Source organism: Thioclava dalianensis (genome assembly GCF_000715505.1).
Classification (GTDB): Bacteria; Pseudomonadota; Alphaproteobacteria; order Rhodobacterales; family Rhodobacteraceae; genus Thioclava; species Thioclava dalianensis.
Genome location: NZ_JHEH01000001.1, coordinates 232,471 through 255,920, shown reverse-complemented (window position 1 = coordinate 255,920; position 23,450 = coordinate 232,471). Strand labels below are relative to the sequence as shown.

General features: G+C 63.9%; 24 protein-coding genes and 2 pseudogenes. 19 read left to right on the top strand and 7 right to left on the bottom strand.

From position 1 onward, the window contains the following. The first annotated feature begins 126 nt into the window (after nucleotides 1–126). The 18 genes and pseudogenes from DL1_RS01295 (at nucleotide 127) to DL1_RS01215 (ending at nucleotide 15,295) form a co-directional block, all read left to right on the top strand. Entirely contained in the window at nucleotides 127–1,305 is a 1,179-nt protein-coding gene (locus DL1_RS01295; protein WP_038061256.1) for a phage portal protein, read from the top strand. 1 nt (nucleotide 1,306) lies between these two features. After that, on the top strand, nucleotides 1,307–1,540 hold the full coding sequence (locus DL1_RS01290) for a GTA head formation protein, RCAP_rcc01685 family (protein ID WP_038061254.1): 234 nt from the start codon (nucleotides 1,307–1,309) through the stop codon (nucleotides 1,538–1,540). A 10-nt stretch (nucleotides 1,541–1,550) separates the two neighbouring features. Beyond that, nucleotides 1,551–2,108 (top strand): HK97 family phage prohead protease, encoded by a 558-nt coding sequence (locus DL1_RS01285; RefSeq protein WP_038061252.1) that lies wholly within the window; start codon nucleotides 1,551–1,553, stop codon nucleotides 2,106–2,108. Nucleotides 2,109–2,144: 36 nt separating this feature from the next. Next, complete coding sequence (locus DL1_RS01280; RefSeq protein ID WP_038061250.1) at nucleotides 2,145–3,341, top strand: phage major capsid protein; 1,197 nt, start codon at nucleotides 2,145–2,147, stop codon at nucleotides 3,339–3,341. Between the two features lie 197 nt (nucleotides 3,342–3,538). Next, entirely contained in the window at nucleotides 3,539–4,132 is a 594-nt protein-coding gene (locus DL1_RS01275; RefSeq protein WP_038061247.1) for a head-tail connector protein, read from the top strand. Then, entirely contained in the window at nucleotides 4,129–4,467 is a 339-nt protein-coding gene (locus DL1_RS01270) for a head-tail adaptor protein (RefSeq protein WP_038061244.1), read from the top strand. The genes DL1_RS01275 and DL1_RS01270 overlap by 4 nt, the downstream gene beginning before the upstream one ends. Next, a complete protein-coding gene (locus DL1_RS01265) occupies nucleotides 4,464–4,871 on the top strand; it encodes a DUF3168 domain-containing protein (protein WP_038061242.1) in 408 nt (135 codons plus the stop codon). Before DL1_RS01270 ends, DL1_RS01265 begins: the two co-directional genes overlap by 4 nt. Before the next feature lie 80 nt (nucleotides 4,872–4,951). Further along, nucleotides 4,952–5,365 carry a phage major tail protein, TP901-1 family gene (locus DL1_RS01260; protein WP_038061240.1) on the top strand — a complete coding sequence of 138 codons (414 nt, stop codon included), beginning with the start codon at nucleotides 4,952–4,954 and terminating at the stop codon, nucleotides 5,363–5,365. Between the two features lie 10 nt (nucleotides 5,366–5,375). Then, nucleotides 5,376–5,687, top strand: a pseudogene (locus DL1_RS01255) (gene transfer agent family protein); the annotation flags it as partial. Nucleotides 5,688–5,805: 118 nt separating this feature from the next. Further along, nucleotides 5,806–6,003, top strand: a complete 198-nt coding sequence (locus DL1_RS21125) for a rcc01693 family protein (protein ID WP_074854945.1) — start codon at nucleotides 5,806–5,808, stop codon at nucleotides 6,001–6,003. Next, nucleotides 6,000–6,659, top strand: a complete 660-nt coding sequence (locus DL1_RS01250; RefSeq protein ID WP_038061236.1) for a phage tail tape measure protein — start codon at nucleotides 6,000–6,002, stop codon at nucleotides 6,657–6,659. Before DL1_RS21125 ends, DL1_RS01250 begins: the two co-directional genes overlap by 4 nt. Before the next feature lie 9 nt (nucleotides 6,660–6,668). Further along, complete coding sequence (locus tag DL1_RS01245; RefSeq protein WP_038061233.1) at nucleotides 6,669–7,301, top strand: DUF2460 domain-containing protein; 633 nt, start codon at nucleotides 6,669–6,671, stop codon at nucleotides 7,299–7,301. Then, nucleotides 7,301–8,191 (top strand): DUF2163 domain-containing protein, encoded by an 891-nt coding sequence (locus DL1_RS01240; protein WP_038061230.1) that lies wholly within the window; start codon nucleotides 7,301–7,303, stop codon nucleotides 8,189–8,191. Before DL1_RS01245 ends, DL1_RS01240 begins: the two co-directional genes overlap by 1 nt. Beyond that, entirely contained in the window at nucleotides 8,188–8,631 is a 444-nt protein-coding gene (locus tag DL1_RS01235; protein ID WP_081856218.1) for an NlpC/P60 family protein, read from the top strand. Before DL1_RS01240 ends, DL1_RS01235 begins: the two co-directional genes overlap by 4 nt. Beyond that, nucleotides 8,632–12,602, top strand: a pseudogene (locus DL1_RS01230) (baseplate multidomain protein megatron). It begins immediately after the preceding gene. A gap of 4 nt (nucleotides 12,603–12,606) precedes the next feature. Further along, nucleotides 12,607–12,894 (top strand): DUF7742 family protein, encoded by a 288-nt coding sequence (locus DL1_RS01225; protein ID WP_051693227.1) that lies wholly within the window; start codon nucleotides 12,607–12,609, stop codon nucleotides 12,892–12,894. A 67-nt stretch (nucleotides 12,895–12,961) separates the two neighbouring features. Further along, nucleotides 12,962–13,768 carry a serine O-acetyltransferase gene (gene cysE / locus DL1_RS01220; protein WP_038061227.1) on the top strand — a complete coding sequence of 269 codons (807 nt, stop codon included), beginning with the start codon at nucleotides 12,962–12,964 and terminating at the stop codon, nucleotides 13,766–13,768. 93 nt (nucleotides 13,769–13,861) lie between these two features. Continuing rightward, on the top strand, nucleotides 13,862–15,295 hold the full coding sequence (locus tag DL1_RS01215; RefSeq protein WP_038061224.1) for a hypothetical protein: 1,434 nt from the start codon (nucleotides 13,862–13,864) through the stop codon (nucleotides 15,293–15,295). A gap of 59 nt (nucleotides 15,296–15,354) precedes the next feature. Here the strand turns inward: DL1_RS01215 and DL1_RS01210 are convergent, their stop codons facing one another. Further along, nucleotides 15,355–15,783 carry an organic hydroperoxide resistance protein gene (locus tag DL1_RS01210; RefSeq protein WP_038061221.1) on the bottom strand — a complete coding sequence of 143 codons (429 nt, stop codon included), beginning with the start codon at nucleotides 15,781–15,783 and terminating at the stop codon, nucleotides 15,355–15,357. 110 nt (nucleotides 15,784–15,893) lie between these two features. On the opposite strand from DL1_RS01210, the gene DL1_RS01205 reads away from it, so the two are divergent. Continuing rightward, nucleotides 15,894–16,328 (top strand): MarR family winged helix-turn-helix transcriptional regulator, encoded by a 435-nt coding sequence (locus DL1_RS01205; RefSeq protein WP_051693226.1) that lies wholly within the window; start codon nucleotides 15,894–15,896, stop codon nucleotides 16,326–16,328. A gap of 57 nt (nucleotides 16,329–16,385) precedes the next feature. Here DL1_RS01205 and DL1_RS01200 read toward each other — a convergent pair whose 3' ends face one another. The 6 genes from DL1_RS01200 to DL1_RS01175 form a co-directional block, all read right to left on the bottom strand. Beyond that, nucleotides 16,386–17,723, bottom strand: a complete 1,338-nt coding sequence (locus tag DL1_RS01200) for a pyruvate dehydrogenase complex dihydrolipoamide acetyltransferase (protein ID WP_038061215.1) — start codon at nucleotides 17,721–17,723, stop codon at nucleotides 16,386–16,388. 12 nt (nucleotides 17,724–17,735) lie between these two features. Further along, on the bottom strand, nucleotides 17,736–19,121 hold the full coding sequence (locus tag DL1_RS01195) for a pyruvate dehydrogenase complex E1 component subunit beta (RefSeq protein WP_038061212.1): 1,386 nt from the start codon (nucleotides 19,119–19,121) through the stop codon (nucleotides 17,736–17,738). A gap of 12 nt (nucleotides 19,122–19,133) precedes the next feature. Continuing rightward, entirely contained in the window at nucleotides 19,134–20,159 is a 1,026-nt protein-coding gene (pdhA, locus tag DL1_RS01190; RefSeq protein WP_038061208.1) for a pyruvate dehydrogenase (acetyl-transferring) E1 component subunit alpha, read from the bottom strand. A gap of 170 nt (nucleotides 20,160–20,329) precedes the next feature. Next, on the bottom strand, nucleotides 20,330–20,626 hold the full coding sequence (locus tag DL1_RS01185) for an FtsB family cell division protein (RefSeq protein ID WP_038061205.1): 297 nt from the start codon (nucleotides 20,624–20,626) through the stop codon (nucleotides 20,330–20,332). 180 nt (nucleotides 20,627–20,806) lie between these two features. Further along, on the bottom strand, nucleotides 20,807–21,229 hold the full coding sequence (locus tag DL1_RS01180) for a GlcG/HbpS family heme-binding protein (protein ID WP_038061202.1): 423 nt from the start codon (nucleotides 21,227–21,229) through the stop codon (nucleotides 20,807–20,809). Further along, nucleotides 21,226–23,391, bottom strand: coding sequence for a malate synthase G (locus DL1_RS01175; protein WP_038061199.1), 2,166 nt, complete (start codon nucleotides 23,389–23,391; stop codon nucleotides 21,226–21,228). Before DL1_RS01175 ends, DL1_RS01180 begins: the two co-directional genes overlap by 4 nt. Between the last annotated feature and the right edge of the window lie 59 nt (nucleotides 23,392–23,450).

Here is a 23,450-nt window from a genome sequence, read left to right as displayed (position 1 = left end):
GCAGGTGGGGCAGAGCCCCAGATGAACCGGACAGATGAAACTGCGGCGCAGGGCTGGGGCATTCCCCGGCCCTTTGTCTTTGCCACAAAGGGGTCGTGCCTGCGCGATCGCAAGAAGGAGACGGGAATGGGTTGGAACATTTTTCGCAGATCCGACGCGGGCGGCGCGCCCGAGCAGAAGGCCTCGGTCACAGGGCGTATCGTGGCGATGGCTTCGGGCTCGGGACGTGTGGTCTGGAGCCCGCGCGACACGGCCAGCCTGACGCGGCAGGGCTTTACCGGCAATCCGATCGGCTTTCGCTGTGTGAAGTTGATCGCAGAGGCGGCGGCGGCGGTGCCGCTGGTCTGTCAGGATGCCGAGCGGCGCTATGACATGCACCCGTTGCTCGATCTGGTGGGGCGGCCTAATTCCGGGCAAGGACAGGGCGCGTTCCTCGAGGCGCTTTACGGGCAGATGATGCTGTCTGGGGATGGCTATATTGAGGCGGTCTCCGCCGAGCCCGGCCTGCCGCGCGAGTTGCATGTGTTGCGCTCGGACCGGATGAGCATTGTGCCGGGCAGCGACGGTTGGCCGGTGGCCTATGACTACACGGTGGCGGGGCGCAAGCATCGGTTCGACATGACGGGGGCGCCCGATCCGATCTGTCATCTGAAAAGCTTCCATCCGCAGGATGACCATTATGGGCTGAGTCCGTTGCAGGCGGCGGCGGTGGCGCTCGATGTGCATAATTCCGCCTCCAGCTGGTCGAAGGCGCTGCTCGACAATGCAGCGCGCCCCTCGGGGGCGATCATCTACAAGGGCGCTGATGGGCAGGGCAGCCTCAGCCCCGATCAGTATGACAGGCTGGTTTTCGAGATGGAAAGCCATCATCAGGGCGCGCGCAATGCCGGCCGACCGATGCTGTTGGAGGGCGGGCTCGACTGGAAGCCGATGGGGTTCAGCCCGTCGGATATGGAATTTCACGAGACGAAGATGGCGGCGGCGCGCGAGATCGCGGTGGCCTTCGGGGTGCCGCCGATGCTGCTGGGGATACCGGGCGATGCGACCTACGCCAATTATGCCGAGGCGCATCGGGCGTTCTACCGCCTGACGGTTCTGCCGCTTGCGACCCGCGTGGCGGCGGATCTGGCGTGGTGGCTTTCGACCCATCTGGGCGCGCGGGTGCAGCTCAAGCCCGATCTCGATCAGATCCCGGCGCTGGCCTCTGAGCGCGATCAGCAATGGCAGCGTGTGGGGCGTGCGGAGTTCCTGAGTGCTGCTGAGAAGCGCGTGCTGTTGGGGCTGCCTGCGCAGGCGGAGGGGTGAGATGGCGGCGGGCGGATCGCGCTATCTCAAGGAGCCTTTCGCGGTTCAGGCCGAGCGGCTGGAAGCCACCGAGCGGATCATGGAGCTGCAATTCGCGCAGGTCGATCAGCGGCTTGGCCGGATCGAGGCGATGATCGCAGGGTTGGAGCGGCGGTTGTGGATCACGGTCTATGGCGTGGTCACGGTGGTGCTCACACAGGCCGTCCAAGGGGTTTTGGACTATGCGCCGAAATAGGGAAAATCACATGAATACAGATGAATATGGGCTGGAGTTGAAGTTCTGCTCTGGCGAGGTGAGCCCGGTCACCGTGCGTGATGGTACGCGGGTTGAGGGCTATGCGAGCCTGTTTGGCCAGCCCGATCAGGGGGGCGATGTCGTGTGCAAGGGGGCCTATGCGGCATCTCTGGCGCGGCTGGCTGCGCGCGGGGGCAGCGTCAAGATGCTGTGGCAGCACGACCCGGCGCAGCCGATTGGCGTTTGGGAAGAAATTCGAGAAGACGCGCGGGGGCTTTACGTCAAGGGGCGGCTGTTGCCGGACGTGGCGCGGGCCCGCGAGGCGGCAGCGCTGATTGCCGCCGGTGCGATTGACGGGCTGTCGATCGGCTATCGCACGTTGCGCGCCGAGCGTGGCGCGAAAGGCGAGCGTCTTCTTGCAGAACTGGAGCTTTGGGAAGTGTCGCTTGTGACCTTCCCGATGCTCCGCGAGGCGCGGGTGGCGGCCAAGGGTGAGGCCTTGGACGGCGTATTGCGTGATCTGGCCGAGGTGCTTGAGGGGGCCGCGGCGGAACTGGCCGGGCGCTGAGCGCGCGGCCCTTTGATCTCAGGAGAGAGTGTGACGATGAAGACCGAGACACGGGCTCGGGCCGGGACAGGTCTGTCCGACGGCCCCGATCCGACCGCCGAGGTGAAAACCGCGCTGGACGGGTTTGTTAAGGAAGTCAAAGGCTTCCGAGACGAAGTGACGACACGGATGCAACAACAAGATGAGCGTTTGACCATGCTTCAAAGCAAAACCATGACCGCCGGGCGTCCCGCCCTTTCCGCAGCCCATGACGAGGCGCCCCATCAGAAGGCATTTGCCGCCTATCTGCGCTCGGGCGATGACGATGCGCTGCGCGGCCTGAGCCTTGAGGGCAAGGGGTTCAACACGGCTGTGGCCGCCGAAGGGGGCTATCTCGTCGATCCGCAGACCTCCGATACGATCCGCTCGGTTCTGGGCTCCACCGCCTCGATCCGCCGGATCGCCAATGTCGTGAATGTCGAGGCGACCTCGTTTGACGTGCTGGTCGATCATGGCGAGATGGGCACGGGCTGGGCGACCGAGACTGCGAACCTGACCGAGACCGCGACGCCGCAGATTGACCGGATCTCGATCCCGCTGTTTGAGTTGGCCGCGATGCCCAAGGCAAGCCAGCGTCTGCTGGATGACAGCGCCTTTGACATCGAGACCTGGCTTGCGCGCCGGATCGCGGAGAAATTCGCGCGGGCCGAGGCGCAGGCCTTTATCTCGGGCGATGGGATGGACAAGCCCACCGGATTCCTGACCCATCCGATGGTGAGCAATGAGGGCTGGTCCTGGGGCTCGCTGGGCTATGTCGCGACCGGAGCGGATGGCGATTTCTCGGGTGCCAACCCGTCGGATGCGATTGTCGATCTGGTCTATGCGCTTGAGGCGGAATACCGCGCCCATGCGACCTTCGTGATGAACTCGAAAACCGCAGGGGCCGTGCGCAAGATGAAGGATGCGGATGGCCGCTTCCTTTGGACGGATGGGCTGGCGGCAGGCGAGCCTGCGCGGCTGATGGGCTATCCGGTGCTGATCGCTGAGGACATGCCTGATATCGCCGCGGACAGCTATGCCGTCGCGTTTGGCGATTTCGGCGCGGGCTACACGGTGGCTGAGCGTCCCGATCTGCGCGTGCTTCGCGATCCCTTCTCGGCCAAGCCGCATGTGCTGTTCTATGCCTCCAAACGAGTGGGCGGCGATGTGAGCGATTACGCGGCGATCAAGCTGCTGAAATTCGCCATCAGCTAAGATCTGAGAGCGGGCTCGGAAGGCGCGGTGTGTCTTCCGGTCCTTGCGTCGGGTGACCGGGGCAAGGCGGGCGCGGGTCCGCAGTCGCTGCCTAGCTGCTCCCCTCCGTTCGAGTGGCGGCGGGGCCTGCGTCCGACATGACGGCATGCATCGCGCGGGAAATGCGATGCCTGCAAAGGCATTTGCGGAGAAACTTCATGATGTTGACAGAAGAGAGTGCCGTTGCGAGCGGCGTGCTGCCCCTGGCCGAGTTTCGTGATCACTTGCGGCTTGGCACCGGGTTTGAAGATCTGGGCGCGTTGGATGCCGGGCTTGAGGCTTATTTGCGCGCCGCACTTGCCGCAATCGAGGGGCGCACGGCGAAGGTGCTTTTGAGCCGCGCGTTTACCCTGCGGCTGGCGCATTGGCGCACAGGTGGCGTGGCGCTGCCGGTGGCGCCTGTGGTCTCGATCGATGCGCTGCGCGTGCTCGATCCGTACGGCGTGGCGACTGAGGTCGCGCCTGAGCGCTACAGGCTGGTGCCCGATCTGCAGAGGCCGCGGCTTGAAGGGCGCGGGGGGCCGCTGCCTGCGATTGCCAGCGGCGGGGCGGCGGAGATCGCGTTTACCGGCGGGTTCGGTCCGGTCTGGGCCGATCTGCCGGTGGATCTGGCGCAGGCGGTGTTCCTGCTTGCGGCGCAGTATTTCGAGCTGCGTCACGATGGGGCGGGCGCACAGGCCGAGATGTCCTTTGGGGTGCTGGCGCTGATCGAGCGCTGGCGCACCGTGCGAATGTTGGGAGGTGGCGCATGAGCGTGCCGGTTCTCAGCCATGCGCTGGTCTTGGAGGCGCCCGAGGCGGTGCCCGACGGGGCGGGCGGCTTCACCCATAGCTGGGTCGCGCTCGGCACGCTTTGGGCACAGATGACGCCCGGAACCGGGGTCGAGCGGGCCGGTGAGTTCGTCACGCTCGCCTCGGTGCCGTGGAAGATCGTGGTGCGGGCCGCGCCCGAGACCTCGCCGCGCCGTCCTCAGCCCGAACAACGCTTTCGCGCGGGCCGGCGGATCTTTCGCATTCTGGCCATCGCCGAGTCGGATCGCGCGGGGCTGTACCTGACTTGTTTCGCCCGTGAGGAGGTGGTGGCATGAGCTACGCAATCGCAGCGGCGTTGCAGGCCGCGATCTATCAGCGTTTGCAAGAGGATGCTGAGCTGGGCGCGCTGGTGGGAGATGCGATTTACGACGCGGTGCCCGCAGGCACGGTCACAGGCACTTTCGTGAGCCTTGGGCCCGAGGATGCGCGCGATGCCTCCGACAAGACCGGGGACGGGGCGGTGCATGATTTCATCGTCTCGGTGGTCACGGATGAGGCCGGATTTCAGCTTGCAAAGCAGGTGGCCGAGGCGATCTCGGATGCGCTTGCTCCCGGTGATCTTGCTCTCACGCGGGGCCATCTTGTGGGGCTGTGGTTCGTGAAAGCCAAGGCCAGACGGGTCGATAAGGGCGAGACGCGACGCATCGATATGAGTTTTCGCGCGCGCGTCGAGAGCTGACTTTCTTGCACAAATTCAACATTTCTCTGGCTCGATCTCGCGTCAGAGCGTGAATTCTTTCAGTTACAGGAGAATGGGCTATGGCTGCGCAAAACGGCAGAGATCTTCTGATCAAGCTCGATATCAATGGCGATCAGACCTTTGAGACGATTGCGGGGCTGCGCGCCACGCGGATCTCGTTCAACGCGGAGACGGTCGATGTGACCTCGTTGGAGAGCACGGGGCGGTGGCGCGAGTTGCTGGGCGGCGCGGGGGTGCGCTCGGCGCAGATCTCGGGCTCGGGCGTGTTCAAGGATGAGGGCACGGATGAGCGCGCGCGTCAGATCTTCTTTGAGGGCGAAGTGCCCGATTTTCAGGTCGTGATCCCGGATTTCGGGATTGTGCAGGGGGCCTTCATGATCACCTCGATCGAATATGCGGGCAGCCATGATGGCGAGGCAACCTATGAATTGGCGCTGGCCTCTGCGGGCGCGCTCGCCTTCACCGCGCTTTGAGGGGGTGAGCATGGTGAACCCTTGGGCGGGCGAGGTCGAGATCATGCTCGACGGTGAGCCCCATCGCGCGAAGCTGACGCTGGGCGCGTTGGCAGAGCTGGAGGCGGCGATTGGTGAAAACGGCGGGATGATCGCGCTGGTCGAGCGGTTCGATCAGAACCGCTTCTCGAGCGGCGATGTGCTGGCGCTGATCGTCGCGGGGCTGCGCGGCGGCGGCTGGGAAGGCGATGCGGCCCGGCTGCGCTGCGTTGAGATCGGCGGCGGGCCGTTGGCGGCGGCGGCCAAAGCTGCGGAGTTGCTGGCGCGGAAGGCGCTGCGGCCGGGCTGCGCTGCGTTGAGATCGGCGGCGGGCCGTTGGCGGCGGCGGCCAAAGCTGCGGAGTTGCTGGCGCGCGCCTTTAGCGTGCCCGGCGAAGACGGGGCGTGAGCGCGCGCGGCGGGATGGACTGGCCGGGACTGATGCGCGCGGGGTTGCATCAGTTGCGGCTGACGCCCGCCGCGTTTTGGGCGCTCACGCCCGCGGAGCTGGCCTTGATGCTGGGCGGGACCAGCGGCGGGGCGCGGCCTTTGGCGCGGGCGGGATTGTCCGAGCTGATGGCGCGGTTTCCCGATGAGACAGGCGAAAGGAGCGATGAATGATCGAGGTGGATGGGCTGGACGGTCTGGGCCAGCAGGCTGCGGATCTGGAAAAGAGCCTGGGCGGCGCAGGCGCGATGGCGGAGGCGTTCAATGCGGAGCTGTCGCAGATGCGCGAGAGCCTGATCTTTACCGGGCGCGAGGTGAATACGTTGAGCCGGTCGTTCGGGCGTTCGTTGAAGAGCGCCTTTGATGGCGTGGTGTTCGACGGGATGCGGTTGTCGGATGCGCTTGAGCGCGTGGCCCAAAGCATGGCTGGCAGCGTCTACAATGCCGCGATGCGCCCGGTGCAAAATGCCGTGGGCGGGGCATTGGCCAGCGGGATGAACGGGCTGTTGAGCGGGGTCTTTCCCTTTGCCGATGGTGCGGCCTTCGCGCAGGGACGGGTGACGGCCTTTGCCAAGGGCGGGGTGGTCACGCAGCCCACAGGTTTTGCGATGCGCGGCGGTGCGGGTCTGATGGGTGAGGCAGGGCCAGAGGCGATCATGCCGCTCGCGCGTGGACCCGACGGACGTTTGGGGGTGGCCGCGCCGGGCGGGCGCGCGGTCCATGTGGTGATGAATGTCACGACACCCGATGTGGCGGGGTTCTCGCGGTCGTCGAGCCAGATCGCCGCTCAACTCAATCGCGCGCTGGCGCGCGGCGATCGTAACCGGTGAGGGCAGGATATGGCATTTCACGACATCAGATTCCCCGCCAATCTAAGCTTCGGCTCGGTCGGCGGGCCGGAGCGGCGCACTGAAATCGTGACGCTGAGCAACGGCTTTGAAGAGCGCAATTCGCCATGGGCGCACTCGCGCAGGCGCTATGACGCGGGGGTCGGTCTGCGCTCGCTGGACGATGTGGCGCGGCTGCTGGCGTTTTTCGAGGCACGCGGCGGGCAGCTGCATGGGTTTCGCTGGAAAGACTGGGCCGATTACAAAAGCTGTGCACCCTCGAGCGAGGTGCATTACGAGGATCAGCCGCTTGGCGAGGGCGACGGGGTCACGCGGCGCTTTCAGCTTGCCAAGACCTATGAGTCCGGCGGGGTGCGCTACACGCGCCCGATCCTCAAGCCGGTTGCGGGCACGGTCAAAGCCGGGGTGCAGGGCGCCTATCAGGCCGAGGCTGTGGATTGGGAGCTTGATACGGGCAGCGGGATCGTGACGTTTTACGACCCACCCGGCGAGGGTGCGATCATCACCGCCGGGTTCGAGTTCGATGTGCCGGTGCGCTTCGATGCGGATGCGATCCAAGTCTCGGTTCAGAGCTTTCAGGCGGGCGAGATGCCGCAGGTTCCGATTGTGGAGGTGCGGATCTGATGACCTATTCGGACGCTTTGAAGGCGCATTTGGCGAGCGGGTCCAGCACGGTGGCACGGGCTTGGGCGGTGACGCGCAGCGATGGTGAGGTTTTGGGCTTCACCGATCATGACCGGGCGCTGGAGTTTGCCGGGATCAGGTTTGCCCCGGAAAGCGGCATGACCGCGAAGGCGCTGGCGCAGGGGACCGGTCTCGCGGTCGATAATAGCGAAGTTTACGGCGCGCTGAGTTCCGAGGCGATCACGGAGGCTGATATTCTGGCTGGGCGCTATGACGGGGCCGAACTGTGGGCGTGGATCGTGAACTGGGCGGAGCCGGATGAACATGCACTGATCTTTCGCGGCAGCTTGGGGGAGCTTACGCGGCAAGAGGGGGCTTTCACGGCCGAGCTGCGCGGATTGGCCGAAGCGCTGTCGGTCGAGCGGGGCCGGGTCTATCACCCGCGCTGCGCGGCGGTGCTGGGCGATGGCGCGTGCCGGTTCGATCTTGCGCAGCCGGGCTTCACCTTTGAGGGGCCGGTGGCAAGGACGCGCGACCGCGTGGTGTTTGAATTGGTCGCCGTGGCGGGCTTTCAGCCGCGCTGGTTCGAGAAGGGGCGGTTTCGTGTGCTCAGCGGTGAGGCGGCGGGGCTCGTCGGGCTGATCAAGGGCGATCACCTGTTTGGCGCGGAGGGTCGTGAGATCGAGCTTTGGCAGGCGATCGGCGCGCCCGTGGTGGCAGGCGATCTGGTCCGGCTTGAGGCGGGATGCGACAAGCGGGCCGTCACCTGCCGTGAGAAGTTCAGCAATTTCATTAATTTCCGAGGCTTTCCTCATGTTCCGGGTGAGGACTGGTTGGTCTCATATCCGGTTCAGGGCGGTGCGCATGATGGCGGGAGCCTGTTCTCGTGAGCGCGCCGGTCGGGCCGCGTGCGGTTGAGATTGCGCGGCGCTGGATCGGGACGCCATATCTCCATCAGGGCGCGTACTGTGGCGTGGGCGCAGATTGTCTCGGGCTGGTGCGCGGGGTCTGGCGCGCGCTTTATGGCAGTGAGCCTGAAACGGTGCCGCGCTATAGTGCGGATTGGTCCGAGCCCGCCCGCGAAGAGCTGTTGTGGCGGGCCGTGGCGCGTCATCTCCCGCAAGCACAGGGCGAGGCTTTGGGCGATGTGATCCTGTTTCGGATGCGCGCAGGGGCTGTGGCCAAGCATCTGGGGATCGTCTCGGAGCTGGGTGCGCGCCCCGCCTTTATCCACGCGTTTTCCGGTCACGGTGTTGTCGAGAGTGCGCTGACGCGGCCTTGGCGGCGGCGGATCGTGGCGCGGTTTCAATTTCCAGAGGGAGCCAGATGAATGGCGACGATTTTGCTTTCGGCAGCCGGGGCTGCAATCGGTGGCGGGTTTGGGGAACAGTTCTGGGCCTCTCGGGCGCGGTGATCGGGCGCGCCGTCGGGGCGACTCTGGGCCAAGCGATTGATCAGCGTCTTCTGGGATCGGGGTCGCGCCGGGTCGAGGGCGCGCGGCTGGAGCGGCTGCGGCTGACGGGGGCGTCAGAGGGCGACGGGCTGAGCCTTGTCTGGGGCCGGATGCGCGTGGGTGGGCAGGTGATCTGGGCCACGCGCTTTGTCGAGACCGAGCAGCGCCAGACCAGCGGCGGAGGCAAGGGGCAGCCCAAGACCACCTATGTCGAATATAGTTACTCGGTGAGCCTTGCCGTGGCCTTGGGAGAGGGCGAAATCCTGCGCGTGGGGCGGATCTGGGCCGATGGCGCCGAGGTCGATCCCGATCTTCTCAACCTGCGGATCTATACCGGGAGCGAGGATCAACTGCCCGACCCGAAAATCGAAGCGGTGGAGGGGGCCGAGATGGCTCCGGCCTATCGCGGGATTGCCTATGTCGTGTTCGAAGATCTCGATCTGGGGCAATTTGGCAACCGGGTGCCGCAGTTCACCTTTGAGGTGGTGCGCGCGGCTCAGGGTCCGGTGCTCGATCCCGAGCCCGATTTGACGCGCGGGGTGCGCGGGGTCGCGCTGATCCCGGGGACCGGGGAATATGCGCTGGCCACGACCCGGGTGTTTGAGGTCGGTCTGGGCTCGGCGGCGGCCTACCCGGCAGGCTCGTCTCTGGAGGGCTATAACGGCGTCGGCGTGGCAGGGGAGATGGCGGCGGTCAATCAAAACGCGCCGGGCAGCCTCACCGATTTTTCGCAGGCTTTGCAGGCGCTTGATGAGGAGCTACCCGAATGCGGTGCCACATCCTTGGTGGTGTCGTGGTTCGGGGATGATCTGCGCTGCGGTACCTGCGCGCTGCGCCCCAAAGTGGCGAGCAAGCTGGTGGATGGGCGCGAGATGCCGTGGCGCGTGTCTGGGCTTGGGCGGTCGGATGCCTCCGAGATCGTCAAGCTGGACGGGCGCACGGTTTATGGCGGCACGCCTGCTGATGGGGCGGTGATCGAGGCGATCGGCGCGCTGCGCGCGGCGGGCAAGACGGTGACGTTCTATCCCTTCATTTTGATGGAGCAATTGGCGGGCAATGGCCGGGTCGATCCCTGGAGTGGGGCGCCTGATCAGCCCGAGTTGCCGTGGCGTGGGCGGATCACGCTGTCGCAAGCCCCGGGGCGTGCAGGCTCGACCGATGGCACGCAGGCGGCTGAGGCAGAGGTTTCTGCCTTCTTCGGGCAGGCAGCGCCGGGGGATTTCACGCAAGCCGGGGACACAGTTCACTATTCGGGGCCCGCGGAATGGTCGCTGCGCAGATTCATCCTGCATTACGCGCATCTATGTGCGATGGCAGGCGGGGTGGATGCGTTCTGCATCAGCTCCGAGATGCGCAGCTTGACCCAGATCCGCGGGCCGGGGGACGGACTTCCCGCGGTGGCCGCATTGCGCGCGCTGGCCGCCGATGTGCGTGCTATCCTCGGGCCTGCGACCAAGATCAGCTATGCAGCCGACTGGTCGGAATACTTCGGCTATCAGCCTGGAAATGGCGATCGGTTCTTTCATCTCGATCCGCTTTGGGCCGATGACAATATCGATTTCATCGGGATCGACAATTACATGCCGATGTCGGATTGGCGCGAGGGAGAGCATCACGCGGATGCCCATTGGGGCGCGATCTATGATCTGGATTATCTGCGCTCCAATATCGAAGGCGGCGAGGGCTATGATTGGTTCTATGCCTCGCCCGAGCATCGCGATGCGCAGATCCGCACGCCGATCACCGATGGCGCGTATGACGAGCCTTGGGTCTGGCGCTACAAGGATCTGCGCGGCTGGTGGGAGAATGATCACCACGAGCGCGTTGGGGGCGTTCGCCGCGAGGCGCCGACGGCATGGATTCCGCGTTCCAAGCCGATTTGGTTCACCGAGATGGGCTGTGCGGCGGTCGACAAGGGCACCAATCAGCCCAACAAATTCCTTGATCCGAAAAGCTCGGAAAGCAGCCTGCCGCATTATTCCGACGGGCGACGCGATGACTTCATGCAGATGCAATATCTGCGCGCGATGGTGAGCTATTGGGATCAGGGCGCGCGCAACCCGGTCTCGGATGTTTACGGCGCACCGATGATTGACATGGCGCGCGCGCATGTCTGGGCGTGGGACACGCGGCCCTATCCGCAATTTCCAGCGCTTGAGGCGATCTGGTCGGATGGGGGTAACTATGCGCGCGGCCATTGGATCTCGGGGCGGGCCACCGCGCAGCCGCTGTCCAATGTGGTCAGCGAGATCTGCGCGCGTGCCGGTTTGTCCGCGATTGATACGCACGGTCTGGCGGGAGTGGTGCGTGGCTACCGGGTCGATGGTGCGATCACCGCGCGTGGGGCGCTGCAATCTCTAAGCCTTGCTTATGGGTTTGACGCGGTGGAACGCGATGGGCTGTTGGTTTTCAAGATGCGCGATGCGAGCGTCGATGCGCGTTTGGCCCCGTCGCACATGGCGCTTGATGACGATGCGCAGAGCCTTGAGGCGCGTCGCGCGAGCGAGGCGGAGATGTCGGGGCGGGTGCGTCTGTCTTATGTCGAGGCGGATGGCAGTTTCGAGACCCGCACGGCGGAGGCTGTGTTTCCGGATGAGACCTCAACTGCGGCCTCGGCCAGCGAAGTGCCTTTGGCTTTGACACGCGCTGAAGGGGTGCGGATCACGCAGCGCTGGTTGTCGGAGGCGCGGGTGGCGCGCGACACGGTGCGGTTTTCGCTGCCGCCATCATTCGGGTGGCTGGGGCCGGGCGATGTGGTCTGGCTTGAGCTGGCCGATCTGCCGGGGCGCTATCGGATCGACCGGGTGGAGCGTGCCGAGGCGCTAGCGATCGAGGCAGTCCGCGTCGAGCCGGGGGTTTACGAGGCGTCGGACGAGGCGGAGGGGGAGATCGTGCTCAAACCCTTTGAACCGCCGGTTCCGGTCGCGCCGGTATTTCTCGATCTGCCGCTGCTGACGGGCGCGGAAGATCCTTATGCGCCGCATCTGGCGGTCAGTGCGCGGCCTTGGCCCGGCGCGGTCGCGGTTTACGATGCGCCCGAGGATGCGGGCTACGCGCGCAACACGGTGATCGGACGACGTGCCATCATAGGTGAGACGCTCAGCCCGCTTTTGCGGGCGCGACCGGGGCTTTGGGATCGCGGCCCGGGGCTGCGGGTGAAGCTCGCCAGCGGTGCCTTGTCGAGTGCCAGTGAACAGGCCGTGCTGGACGGCGCGAATGTGATGGCGATTGGCGATGGCAGTTCGGATCGTTGGGAGATCTTCCAATTCGCCGAGGTTCTGCCTGTGGGCGCTCGCAGTTTTGAGCTCAGCGGGCGTCTGCGGGGGCAGTTGGGCAGTGATGCGCTGATGCCGGAGGTCTGGCCGGAGGGTTCGGTCGTGGTGCTGCTCAACGGCGCGCCCGAGCAGATCGTGTTGCCGCCGAACCTGCGCAATCAGGCGCGCCATTACCGGATTGGGGCGGCGGGGCGGCCTTATGACGATCCGAGCTATGTTCACACGGTGCAGGCTTTCTCCGGCATCGGGCTGCGCCCGCTGGCCCCGTGTCATCTGCGCGCGCAGGCCGTGGGGGGCGATTGGGAGCTGGGGTGGATCCGGCGCACGCGGATCGGGGGCGATGATTGGTCGGGCTATGACGTGCCCTTGGGCGAGGTCCGCGAGCGCTACCTTATACGTGTGATAGAGGGGGCCGCGATCCGGCGCGAAGTCACGGTGAGCGATGCGCATTGGATCTACCCTGAGGCTGCGCGGATGGCTGACGGGATTTCGGGGGGCTTCACATTGGCCGTGGCGCAGCTTTCGGATGTCTACGGGCCGGGGCTGTTTGCGCAGATTCAGGTGGGAGGCTAGGGCGATGCGCCCCGTTCAGGATGGCGATCTGATCGCCTTGGCGCGGGTGGCCATGCTCTGGCCCGAGGCCCGCCGTGCCGCGCGTCTGGAGCGGGCGCTTGCGCAGGCGGATGCCGCCGATTGGCACCGAATCCGGCGGGGCCGCATACATCCCAAATGGGGCAACGGGTCGCTGATGTCATGGGCGCTCGATCAACCGGCCGGGCCGCGCGATCCCAATGATGCCTGCTATCTTGAGGCCCTGCGCGCGGTCTGCACGGCGCTTCTTGCATATCAATCGGCGCGAAATTAGAGATTTGCTCTTTCTCTACCGGGCCAATCACCTATGTGTTAGGCTCAAGTGCGAAAGGGAGAGCCCTATGACGAAATCGATGCCGAAAATGGCGACAGTTGACCCGGTCTGGACGCGTATTTGCGACGAGGCGCGGGCGGCAGTGCGCGATGAGCCGCTTTTGGGCGCGCTGATTCATGCAGGGCTTTTGCACCATTCCTCGCTGGAGCGCGCGCTGGCCTATCGGTTCTCGATGAAGCTGGCCTCGGGGGAGATGAGCGAGCAGATCCTGCGCGAGATCGCTGATGAGGCCTATGGCGCCGAGCCCGATCTGGGGCAAGCGGCCCGGGCCGATCTGGTGGCAGTATATGACCGCGATCCGGCCTGCCATCGGTTGCTTCAGCCGCTTCTCTTCTTCAAGGGGTTTCAGGCGCTGCAATCCTACCGCATCGCGCATTGGCTTTTCGTTCAGGGCCGTCGCGATCTGGCCTATTTCGTGCAGATGCGCACCTCGGAGCTGTTTGGCGTCGATATCCATCCCGGCGCGCGGATTGGGCGCGGCGTGATGATGGATCACGCCCATTCCATCGTGATTGGCGAGACTGCGGTCGTTGGCGATAATGTCTCGATGCTGCATTCGGTGACGCTGGGCGGGACCGGCAAGGAAGACGAGGATCGTCACCCCAAAATCGGCGATGGCGTGTTGATCGGAGCCGGGGCCAAGGTGCTGGGCAATATTCGCGTGGGCCGTAATTCGCGGATCGCGGCGGGCTCCGTCGTGCTGGCCGATATTCCTGACTGCAAGACCGTGGCGGGCGTGCCAGCCAAGGTCGTGGGCGAGGCGGGATGCGATAGACCGGCCTCGGAAATGGACCAGATCCTGCGCAACGGGTGATCGCTCACAGTTTTTTCGGAAACTGTCACGAAAGGGTGATGTTGGCGTTTCATGGATGACCGCGCAAAGCGACATCCATGAAAGGACCTCGAAATGCTGTTTTCGACCCGCGCTCTGACTGCGAGCTGCGCCACGCTGGCACTGGCGGCGGCATTGGCCGCTCCGGCCCATGCCGATGAGATGATCACCGTGACCTCTGCCTCTGATTCCGGCGCAGGCTCGCTGCGCGCCGCGTTGGCGCAGGCCGCGCAATCCGATGCGACGACGCGGATCGTGTTGAGCCATGCAGGGCCGATCGCGCTTGAAAGCACGCTCGACTATGAGGGCACCGCGCCTTTGGTAATCGTGGGCTCGGGACAAGATATCACGATGGCGGGCAACGCGACCTTGCTCAAGATCGGCGCGGGCGCGGATCTCGATCTGTCGGGCGTCACGCTCTCGGGACCGGGCGGGTATTCGATCAAAGCGCGCGGCGATAAGACCGGCGCCCCGGGAAAAGGGATTTTCGTCGATCTGCGCGATGATCAGACTGGGGTGGTCCGGCTGAGCCTGCGCGATGTCACCGTGCAGGGGGTGGCTGGCAAGGGCGTGCATGTGTCCGATTGCACCTTGGCGGAGCAATGCGGATCGGGCGGCGGTGGCGCGGGCGAGGGCTCGGCGGCCGGAATCGAGGTTTATCTTGAGAACGTCATGGTCCGCGATCTGGGGTTCGGTGCGTTTGACGCAGATGGCGTGCGGGTCGATGAGCGCGGACCCGGCGATATCCGCTTCACAGCGATCAATTCGACCTTCACCAATGTCGGCGCCGATGGGGTCGAACTGGACGAGGGGCAGGATGGCAATGTCTGGACCGATGTGACCGGCACGCATTTCGATACAAACGGCGGCTATTGCGACCCGGCAGTTCTTGCCGCGTTCATGCCCGAGATGCCTGAGGGAGAGTTCGAGGCGGGCGCGATGCAAGAGGCGAACATTCCCGGTCCCGTCAAAGGCTCGCCCGATGATGCCTGCTTTGAACGTGAGGTCAGCACCTATGACGACGGATCGGTCGAGGCCTATGAGTTCGGGCTCGATCTGGATGACGGGTTCGATATCGACGAGGCCGGGGCGGGTTCGATCCGCGCGAGCGTGACTCGCTCTACCGTCATTGGCAATCTCGATGAGGGGCTTGATTTCGACGAAGAGGATGCGGGTGATATCGTGCTGAATGTTTCGAAGGTCGAAACACGCGACAATACCGATGACTCGATCAAGATGTCGGAAGCGGGCGCGGGTGGCGTGTCTGCCGTGCTGAGTGACGCAACGCTGGAGCAGAATGGCGGCACGGGTGCGACTTTTGAGCAAGAGGACGAAGGCGACGTCGAGGTCGCCATTCTTGGTGGCAAGAGCATGGGCAACGACGATGGCGGCACCGGGATCAAGGTGGCGCAGGACGGCGACGGCGCAGGCGTTCTGATCGTCTCGGGCGCGCAGATCTCGGATGAGATCAAGACCCATGGTGTCACGCTGAGCCGCGACGGATTGTAACGCGCGACATCGCCGGAAGAATAAGGGCGGGCCTGAGCAGGCCCGCCCTTTTCATGTAATCAGGCGAGGGTCGGCGTGATTTCAAGCGAATTGCGGGTCGCATCCGAATAGGGGCAGACTTTGTGAGCGCCGTCGATCAGCTCTTGCGCGATCTCACGATCAAGGCCCGGCAGGCTGACCTCGATTTGCACGTCCAGGGCAAAGCCCTTCTCGGCGGTCGGGCCGATTCCCACGGTGGTGCTGACATGGGTCGACTCGGGCAGCTTTTGCTTTTTCTGTGCGGCAAGGAAATTCAGGGCGCTCAGAAAGCAGGCGGCATAGCCTGCGGCGAAGAGCTGCTCAGGATTGACGCCGTCGCCGCCTGCTCCGCCAAGTTCTTTTGGGGTCACAAGCGTCAGATCGAGCGCACCATCTTGCGTTGTTGCGCGACCGTCGCGGCCACCGGTTGCGGTTGCTTTGGTGGAATAGGCAATTTTCGTCGGCTTCATGATGATTCCTTTCGTGCGATTGTATCGTGTGCGATATAAATAGTGAGAGAATTGAATCCGTCAAGCGATGCGATTAAGTTGTGTGCGATATAAATAACATGGCGACGCCGATGGATCAGGATATCCCCGAGTTAAATGAGTTCCTGTGTTTTGAAATATATGCCAGCAATCTGAGTTTCGGCCGTGTTTACAAGCCAGTGCTGGATCCTCTTGGGCTGACTTACCCGCAGTTCCTCGTGCTCTATCTCCTTTGGCGCAAGGATGCGCGCAGTGTGGGAGAGATCGCTGGTGCATTGGGATTAGAGACAAGCACCTTGACGCCCCTGATCAAACGGCTCGAACAGGCAGGGTTCGTCACGCGCAAGCGCGATCCGTCAGATGAGCGGCGGGTGAAGGTGTCGCTTGCGCCGCGCGGCGAGGTGGCGCGGACGCATCTCGACGAGATCCGCGATTGCGTCGGGCGTGCGACGGGGCTGACGCTGGAAGAGGCGCAGGAATTGCAGACGAGCCTGCGCAAGCTGCGGACCCATCTGGCAGACAGCTAGGGGTGCAAATGCAAAACGGCCCCCGAAGGGGCCGCTGCAATCTCAATTCGATCGGCCTCAGGCCAGCATCAGCATCGGGTTCTCGAGGTTCTCGCAGATCGCCTTGAGCAGATCCGCCCCAAGCGCCCCATCGATCACGCGGTGGTCGACCGAAAGCGTCATCGACATCACGGTCGCGACTTCGATCTCGCCGGCATCGTTGACGACAGGCGTCTTGATGCCCGCGCCGACCGCGAGGATTGCCCCATGCGGCGGGTTGATGACCGCATCGAAATTCTCGATCCCCATCATGCCGAGGTTCGAAATCGCGAAGCTGCCGCCCTGATACTCATGCGGCGCAAGCTTGCGGTCGCGAGCACGCGCTGCCAGATCCTTCATCTCCGACGACAGGCTGGAGAGCGATTTGCTCTCGGCATCCTTGAGCACCGGGGTGAAGAGACCGCCTTCGATGGCGACCGCGACGGCCACATCCGAGGGCTTGAGCTTGAAGACCTTGTCCCCGGCCCAGACCGCATTGGCATCCGGCACCGCTTGCAGGGCCAGCGCACAGGCCTTGATGATGAAGTCGTTGACCGAGAGCTTCACGCCACGCCCTTCGAGCTGCTTGTTAAGCTGGCTCCGGAACTTCATCAGCGCATCGAGCTTGACCGACCGGCGCAGGTAGAAATGCGGGATGGTCTGCTTGGCCTCGGTGAGACGCGCGGCAATCGTTTTGCGCATCCCGTTGAGCTCGATCTCCTCATATTCGCGACCCTCATACATCTTGGCGATGGCAGAGGAGGACACCTGCGGGGCAGGGGCGCTGGCGGGCGCATTCGATTTCGCGGATGCGGCTGCGGCAGCGGGCTTGGAACCTGCTTTCGCGCCTTCGACATCGGCTTTCACGATCCGGCCTTTGGGGCCCGATCCCGAGAGCGAGGCGAGATCGATGCCCTTATCGGCGGCGATCCGGCGTGCAAGCGGCGAGGCGAAGATGCGCTTGCCGTCCGAGCCTTTCGGAGCGGCGGGCGCTTTCGATCCGCTGTCGGACTTCGAGGCGCCGCTTTTGCCCGCGGGGGCATTGTCGGCGGCTTTCTCGTCCTTGGCGTCTTCAGCGGCCGCATCTTGAGCGACCGAGGGATCGCTCGCCTCTTCGATGGCGGAGGCGTCTTCGCCCTCTTCGAGCAGCACCGCGATCGGGTCGTTGACCTTCACACCCGAGGTGCCCTCGGCCACGAGGATCTTGCCGATCGTGCCCTCATCGACCGCTTCGAATTCCATCGTCGCCTTATCGGTCTCGATTTCGGCCAGAATGTCGCCGGAGGAGACAGTGTCGCCCTCCTTCACCAGCCATTTCGCAAGCGTGCCTTCCTCCATCGTGGGCGACAGGGCGGGCATCAGAATTTGGGTAGCCATGGCTCTGTCTCCTTACCGGTAGGTTACTTTTTTGACGGCTTCGACCACGTCTTCGAAGGTCACAAGCGCCAGTTTTTCGAGATTTGCCGCGTAGGGCATGGGCACGTCCTTGCCGGTCACGTTGATCACCGGTGCGTCGAGATAATCGAAGGCGCGCTCCATGATCACCGACGAGAGGTGATTGCCCAAGCTGGCGACGGGGAAGCCTTCCTCGACGGTCACGACGCGGTTGGTCTTGCGCACCGAGGCGAGCACCGTGTCGTAATCGATCGGGCGCAGGGTCCGCAGGTCGATCACTTCGGCCTCGATCCCATCCTCGGCCAGCTTGTCGGCGGCTTCGAGCGCGTGGCTCATCCCGATGCCCCAGCTCACGATCGTCACATCCGAGCCTTCGCGCCAGATCTTGGCCTTGCCGAAGGGGATGGTGAAATCCTCGAGATCCGGCACATCGAAGCTGCGCCCGTAGAGGATCTCGTTTTCGAGGAAGATCACCGGGTTCGGATCGCGGATCGCCGATTTCAGCAGACCTTTGGCGTCAGCGGCCGAGTAGGGCTGCACAACTTTCAGACCCGGAACCGAAGCATACCATGCGCCGTAATCCTGGCTGTGCTGAGCGCCCACGCGGGCGGCAGCCCCGTTCGGCCCCCGGAACACCATCGGTGCGCCCATCTGACCGCCCGACATATACAGGGTCTTCGCGGCAGAGTTGACGATCTGGTCCATCGCCTGCATCGCGAAGTTGAAGGTCATGAATTCGACGATCGGACGCAGACCACCGAAGGCCGCACCAACGCCGAGACCGGCAAACCCGTGCTCGGTGATCGGCGTGTCGATCACGCGCTTGTCGCCGAACTCGTCGAGCAGACCTTGGCTGATCTTATAGGCGCCCTGATACTCGGCGACTTCTTCGCCCATCAGGAACACGCTGTCGTCGCGCCGCATCTCTTCGGCCATCGCATCGCGCAGCGCCTCACGGACGGTCTGCGTCTTCATCGGCGTGCCTTCGGGCCAGTCGGGGCTGGTATCGGGGCGCGGAACGTCGTCGCCCTCATCCGAGGATTTCGCCTTTGCGGGGGCCTTTTCGGCCTCTTGCGCGTCACCCGCGTCGTCGGCGGTTGCGGGCGCTTCGGCCTCATCAGCGGCGGAGGCGTCTTCGCCTTCCTCCAGCATCACGGCGATCGGGTCATTGACCTTCACACCCGAAGTGCCCTCGGCGACCAGGATCTTGCCCAGCACACCCTCATCGACGGCCTCGAATTCCATCGTGGCCTTGTCGGTCTCGATCTCGGCCAAGATATCGCCGGACGACACGGTGTCGCCCTCTTTCTTGAGCCATTTTGCCAGCGTGCCCTCTTCCATCGTGGGCGACAGCGCGGGCATCAAAATCTTCGTTGCCATTGTTGTTCCCCCTCAGGCGTTTTGCGGCGCCGCGTCGGCGTAGATGTCGGTGTAAAGCTCGTCCAGCGACGGCTCGGGGCTTTCTTTCGAGAACTCGGCCGCTTCGTTAACGATGCTCTTGATCTCTTTGTCGATCGCCTTGAGGTCGTCTTCCGTCGCGTGTTTGCCGGTCAGAAGAAGCTGGCGGACATGTTCGATCGCATCGCGCTCGTCGCGCATCTTCTGCACTTCCTCGCGGGTCCGGTACTTGGCCGGGTCCGACATCGAGTGGCCGCGATAGCGATAGGTCTTGATCTCAAGGATATACGGACCCTTGCCGGAGCGGCAATGCGCCACCGCCTTTTCGCCCGCTTCCTTCACGGCCAGCACATCCATGCCGTCAACCGCTTCGCCTGCGATCCCGTAAGAGAGGCCGCGCTCGTAGAAATCGGGGGATTTGGTGGCGCGCTGGACGCTCGTGCCCATTGCGTATTGGTTATTCTCGATCACGAAGACGACCGGAAGATCCCAAAGCTGCGCCATGTTATAAGTCTCTGCGACCTGGCCTTGGTTGGCAGCGCCGTCGCCGAAATAGGCGAATGTGACGTTGTCATTGCCCTTATACTTGTCGGAGAAGGCGAGGCCCGCGCCGATTGGCACCTGAGCTGCAACAATCCCGTGCCCGCCGTAGAAATGTTTCTCTTTCGAGAACATGTGCATCGAGCCGCCCTTGCCTTTGGAATAGCCATCCTCGCGGCCGGTCAGCTCTGCCATGACACCTTTGGGATCCATCCCGCAGGCGAGCATATGGCCGTGGTCGCGATACGAGGTGACGCGCTTGTCGCCTTCCTTCGCTGCGGCCTCAAGGCCCACAACAACCGCTTCCTGACCGATATAGAGGTGACAGAAGCCACCGATCAGCCCCATGCCATAAAGCTGACCTGCCTTCTCTTCGAAGCGCCGGATCAACAGCATGTCGTGGTAATATTGCTTAAGTTCATCGGCAGAGACATTCGCACCTGCTTTGGTGCTGCTCGCCGATCCTTTCCGCGCTGCCATGGCTAGACCTCCCTTGGCCGGAATAGTTCAACGTTAAACCATCGTCTATAACAAAGCCGCATCGTTGGCAATGACTCCCGCATCACAACGCGGGCAAGACGATCATTCACGTTTCAACTAGGGCCGTAAAGACCTTTGCACAGGCTTTTTATCGGGAGGAAAGCGTCAACTCAGCGGATCACGATCTCATCCGAGCGCATCTCGCCCAGAATATCGCGCGCCTGTTGGTCGAGCAGATCGAGATCGAGATAGTTGTCGGAGAGGCGATGGGTGAGATTGGCCATCCGGTCGACCTGCGCCCGCAAATTATCGCGCACAGCGCGTTTCTGGTCGATCTCGGCTTCGATCTGGGCGCGCTGCAAGATGCCGTAGCGGCCTTGCACGGCGGCGAAGGCGAAATAGGCACCCAACACGACTGCGATGGTAAAAAAGATAAGCGGCCCGATTGTGGGTCGTTTCGTTGTCATCGTTCTGCCTCGCACTCATGGCGGCCTGTCCCGGCGCACCGTGGTCTCTCTGGACCGTTGCGAGAATCATGACACAGCTGATTCGCCAAGGGAATCCCCCAAACGATCAATTTTCGAGAAAAATAAGGTGTCGGCAGAAATGCCCGCCCCAAAAGGAGCGGGTGCGCGGGGGGCGAGGGCTTATGCCTCGCCCGAAAGCCCTGCCGCCGCGATCCCGCCAAGTGCGGCCTGCGCGTCATTGTCCGAGCTGTCGCCGGTGACGCCCATCGCCCCGATCACGACGCCCGCGTCATCGCGGATCAGCACGCCGCCCGGCACCGGCAGCACCTTGCCCTCAAACGCGCCGTTGACCGCGGCCATGAAATAGCCCTGCGCCTCGGCGCGGGCCATCTGCGCCTTGCCGCCCATGCCAAGCATCACCGCGCCATAGGCTTTGGCGCGCGCAATCTCAAAACGTCCGGGCGAGGCGGTCTCGGGGCGGGCGAAGGCCAGCGGATGGCCGCCCGCATCGAGCACCACCGCCGAGAGCGGCTTCCAGCCAGCATCAGTGCCATGGGCAAGCGCCACCGCGATCATCTGTTGCGCCTGTTCAAGCGTGATCATGCCTGTTCCTCCTTCAGCTGAGCGCGGCGCTGATGCAGAACCGGCTCGGTGTAGCCCGAGGGCTGCACCGTCCCTAGGAAGCACAGATCGCAGGCCGCCTGAAAGGCAAAGCCGTCATAGCCCGGTGCCATCGGGCGATAATCGGGATCGCCCGCGTTCTGACGGTCCACGACCTCGGCCATCTTGCGCAGCGCCTCCATGACCTGCGTCTCGTTGACCACACCATGCTCCAGCCAATTGGCAATCGCCTGTGAGCTGATCCGGCAGGTCGCGCGATCCTCCATCAGGCCAACATCGTGGATATCGGGCACTTTCGAGCAGCCCACGCCCGCATCGACCCAGCGCACGACATAGCCCAGAATGCCCTGCGCGTTGTTCTCGATCTCGGCAGTGATCTCGGCATCGGAATAGTTCTTGCCGCCCGCCAGCGGGATCGTCAGCAGATCGTCGAGCCGCGCGGGCCGATTCATCGCCGCGATTTCGCGCTGGCGCTTGGGCACATCGACGCGGTGGTAATGCGTGGCATGCAAGGTCGCGGCTGTGGGCGAGGGGACCCATGCGCAATTGGCGCCTGCAAGCGGATGGCCGATTTTGGCCTCCAGCATATCCGCCATCCGGTCGGGCATCGCCCACATGCCTTTGCCGATCTGCGCACGTCCCGCCAACCCGCAGGCCAGTCCGATATCGACATTGCGATCTTCATAGGCCGCGATCCACGGCTGGCTTTTCATGTCGCCCTTGCGCAGCATCGGCCCGGCCTGCATCGCGGAATGGATCTCGTCGCCGGTGCGGTCGAGGAAGCCGGTATTGATAAAGGCCACGCGATGGGAGGCTGCGCGAATGCATTCCTTGAGATTGACCGAGGTGCGACGCTCCTCATCCATGATCCCGAGCTTGACGGTATTGGCCGGAAGCCCCAGCACCGCCTCGACCTGATCGAAGATCTGGCAGGCGAAGGCGACCTCTTCGGGGCCGTGCATCTTGGGTTTCACGACATAGATCGATTTGGTCTCGGAATTGCGCGGACCCGCAGTCTTGGCCAGATCATGCATCGCGCACAACGTGGTGATCATCGCATCCATCAGGCCTTCGGGGGCTTCCTGCTCGTCATGGCACAAGATCGCGGGCGTGGTCATCAAATGGCCCACATTGCGCACCAGCATCAGCGCGCGGCCCTTGAGCGTGACCGGCTCGCCGCCCGATCCGGTGAAATGCAGATCGTCCTCCAGCTTGCGGGTGAATTGTTTATCGCCCTTGCGAACCTCTTCGCGCAGATCGCCCTTCATCAAGCCCAGCCAGTTGGAATAGGCCTGAACCTTGTCCTGCGCATCCACGCAGGCCACGGAATCCTCGAAATCCATGATCGAGCTGATCGCGGATTCGATCAGCAGATCCGCGATATCGGCGGGGTCGGATTGCCCGACCTCGGTGTCAGGGTCGAGCACGACGCAGACATGCAGCCCATTGTTGCGCAGCAAGACCTGCGCCAGCGCGCCCTGCCGGTCGGTGTTGAACCCCGCAAACTGCGCCGGATCGGCCAGCCCGGTCTCGCCCACCGCGTTTTCCACGAAGAACACGCCATTCTCGACGCGCAGCGCGGTCACATCGGCCCACGAGCCCCCGGCCAGCGGTGCGGCTGTGTCGAGAAACTGCTTGGCGCGGGCCACCACGCGGGCGCCGCGCTCTGGGTCATAGCCCGCACCGCTCGGCAGATCGCCAAGCGCATCTGTGCCGTAGAGCGCATCATACAGGCTGCCCCAGCGCGCATTGGCGGCGTTGAGCGCATAGCGCGCATTGGTGATCGGCACCACAAGCTGCGGGCCGCAGACCTGCGCGATTTCGGGGTCTGTGGGGGGGGTCTCGATCTCGAAATCCGGCCCCTCGGGCAGCAGATATCCGATCTCGGTCAGAAAGCTCTTATAGGCCTCGGCGGAGAACCCTTCGGCGCGGTGATGCGCATGCCAGTCATCCAGCTTGGATTGCAATTCTTCGCGGTGATCCAGAAGACTGCGGTTCTTCGGGCCAAGGCTGTGGATCATCTCGGAGAAGCCGGCCCAGAAGGCGTCGACATCCACTCCGGTCCCCGCAAGAGCTTGGTCTTCAATGAAGCGCGCAAGTTCGTCTGCGATCTTCAGCTCCGCGCGATCAACGTATTGCGTCATGCGTACCTCCCGGGTTGGTTCGTGCCATAAATGTGGGCGCGCGCCAGGAGAGTCCAGAA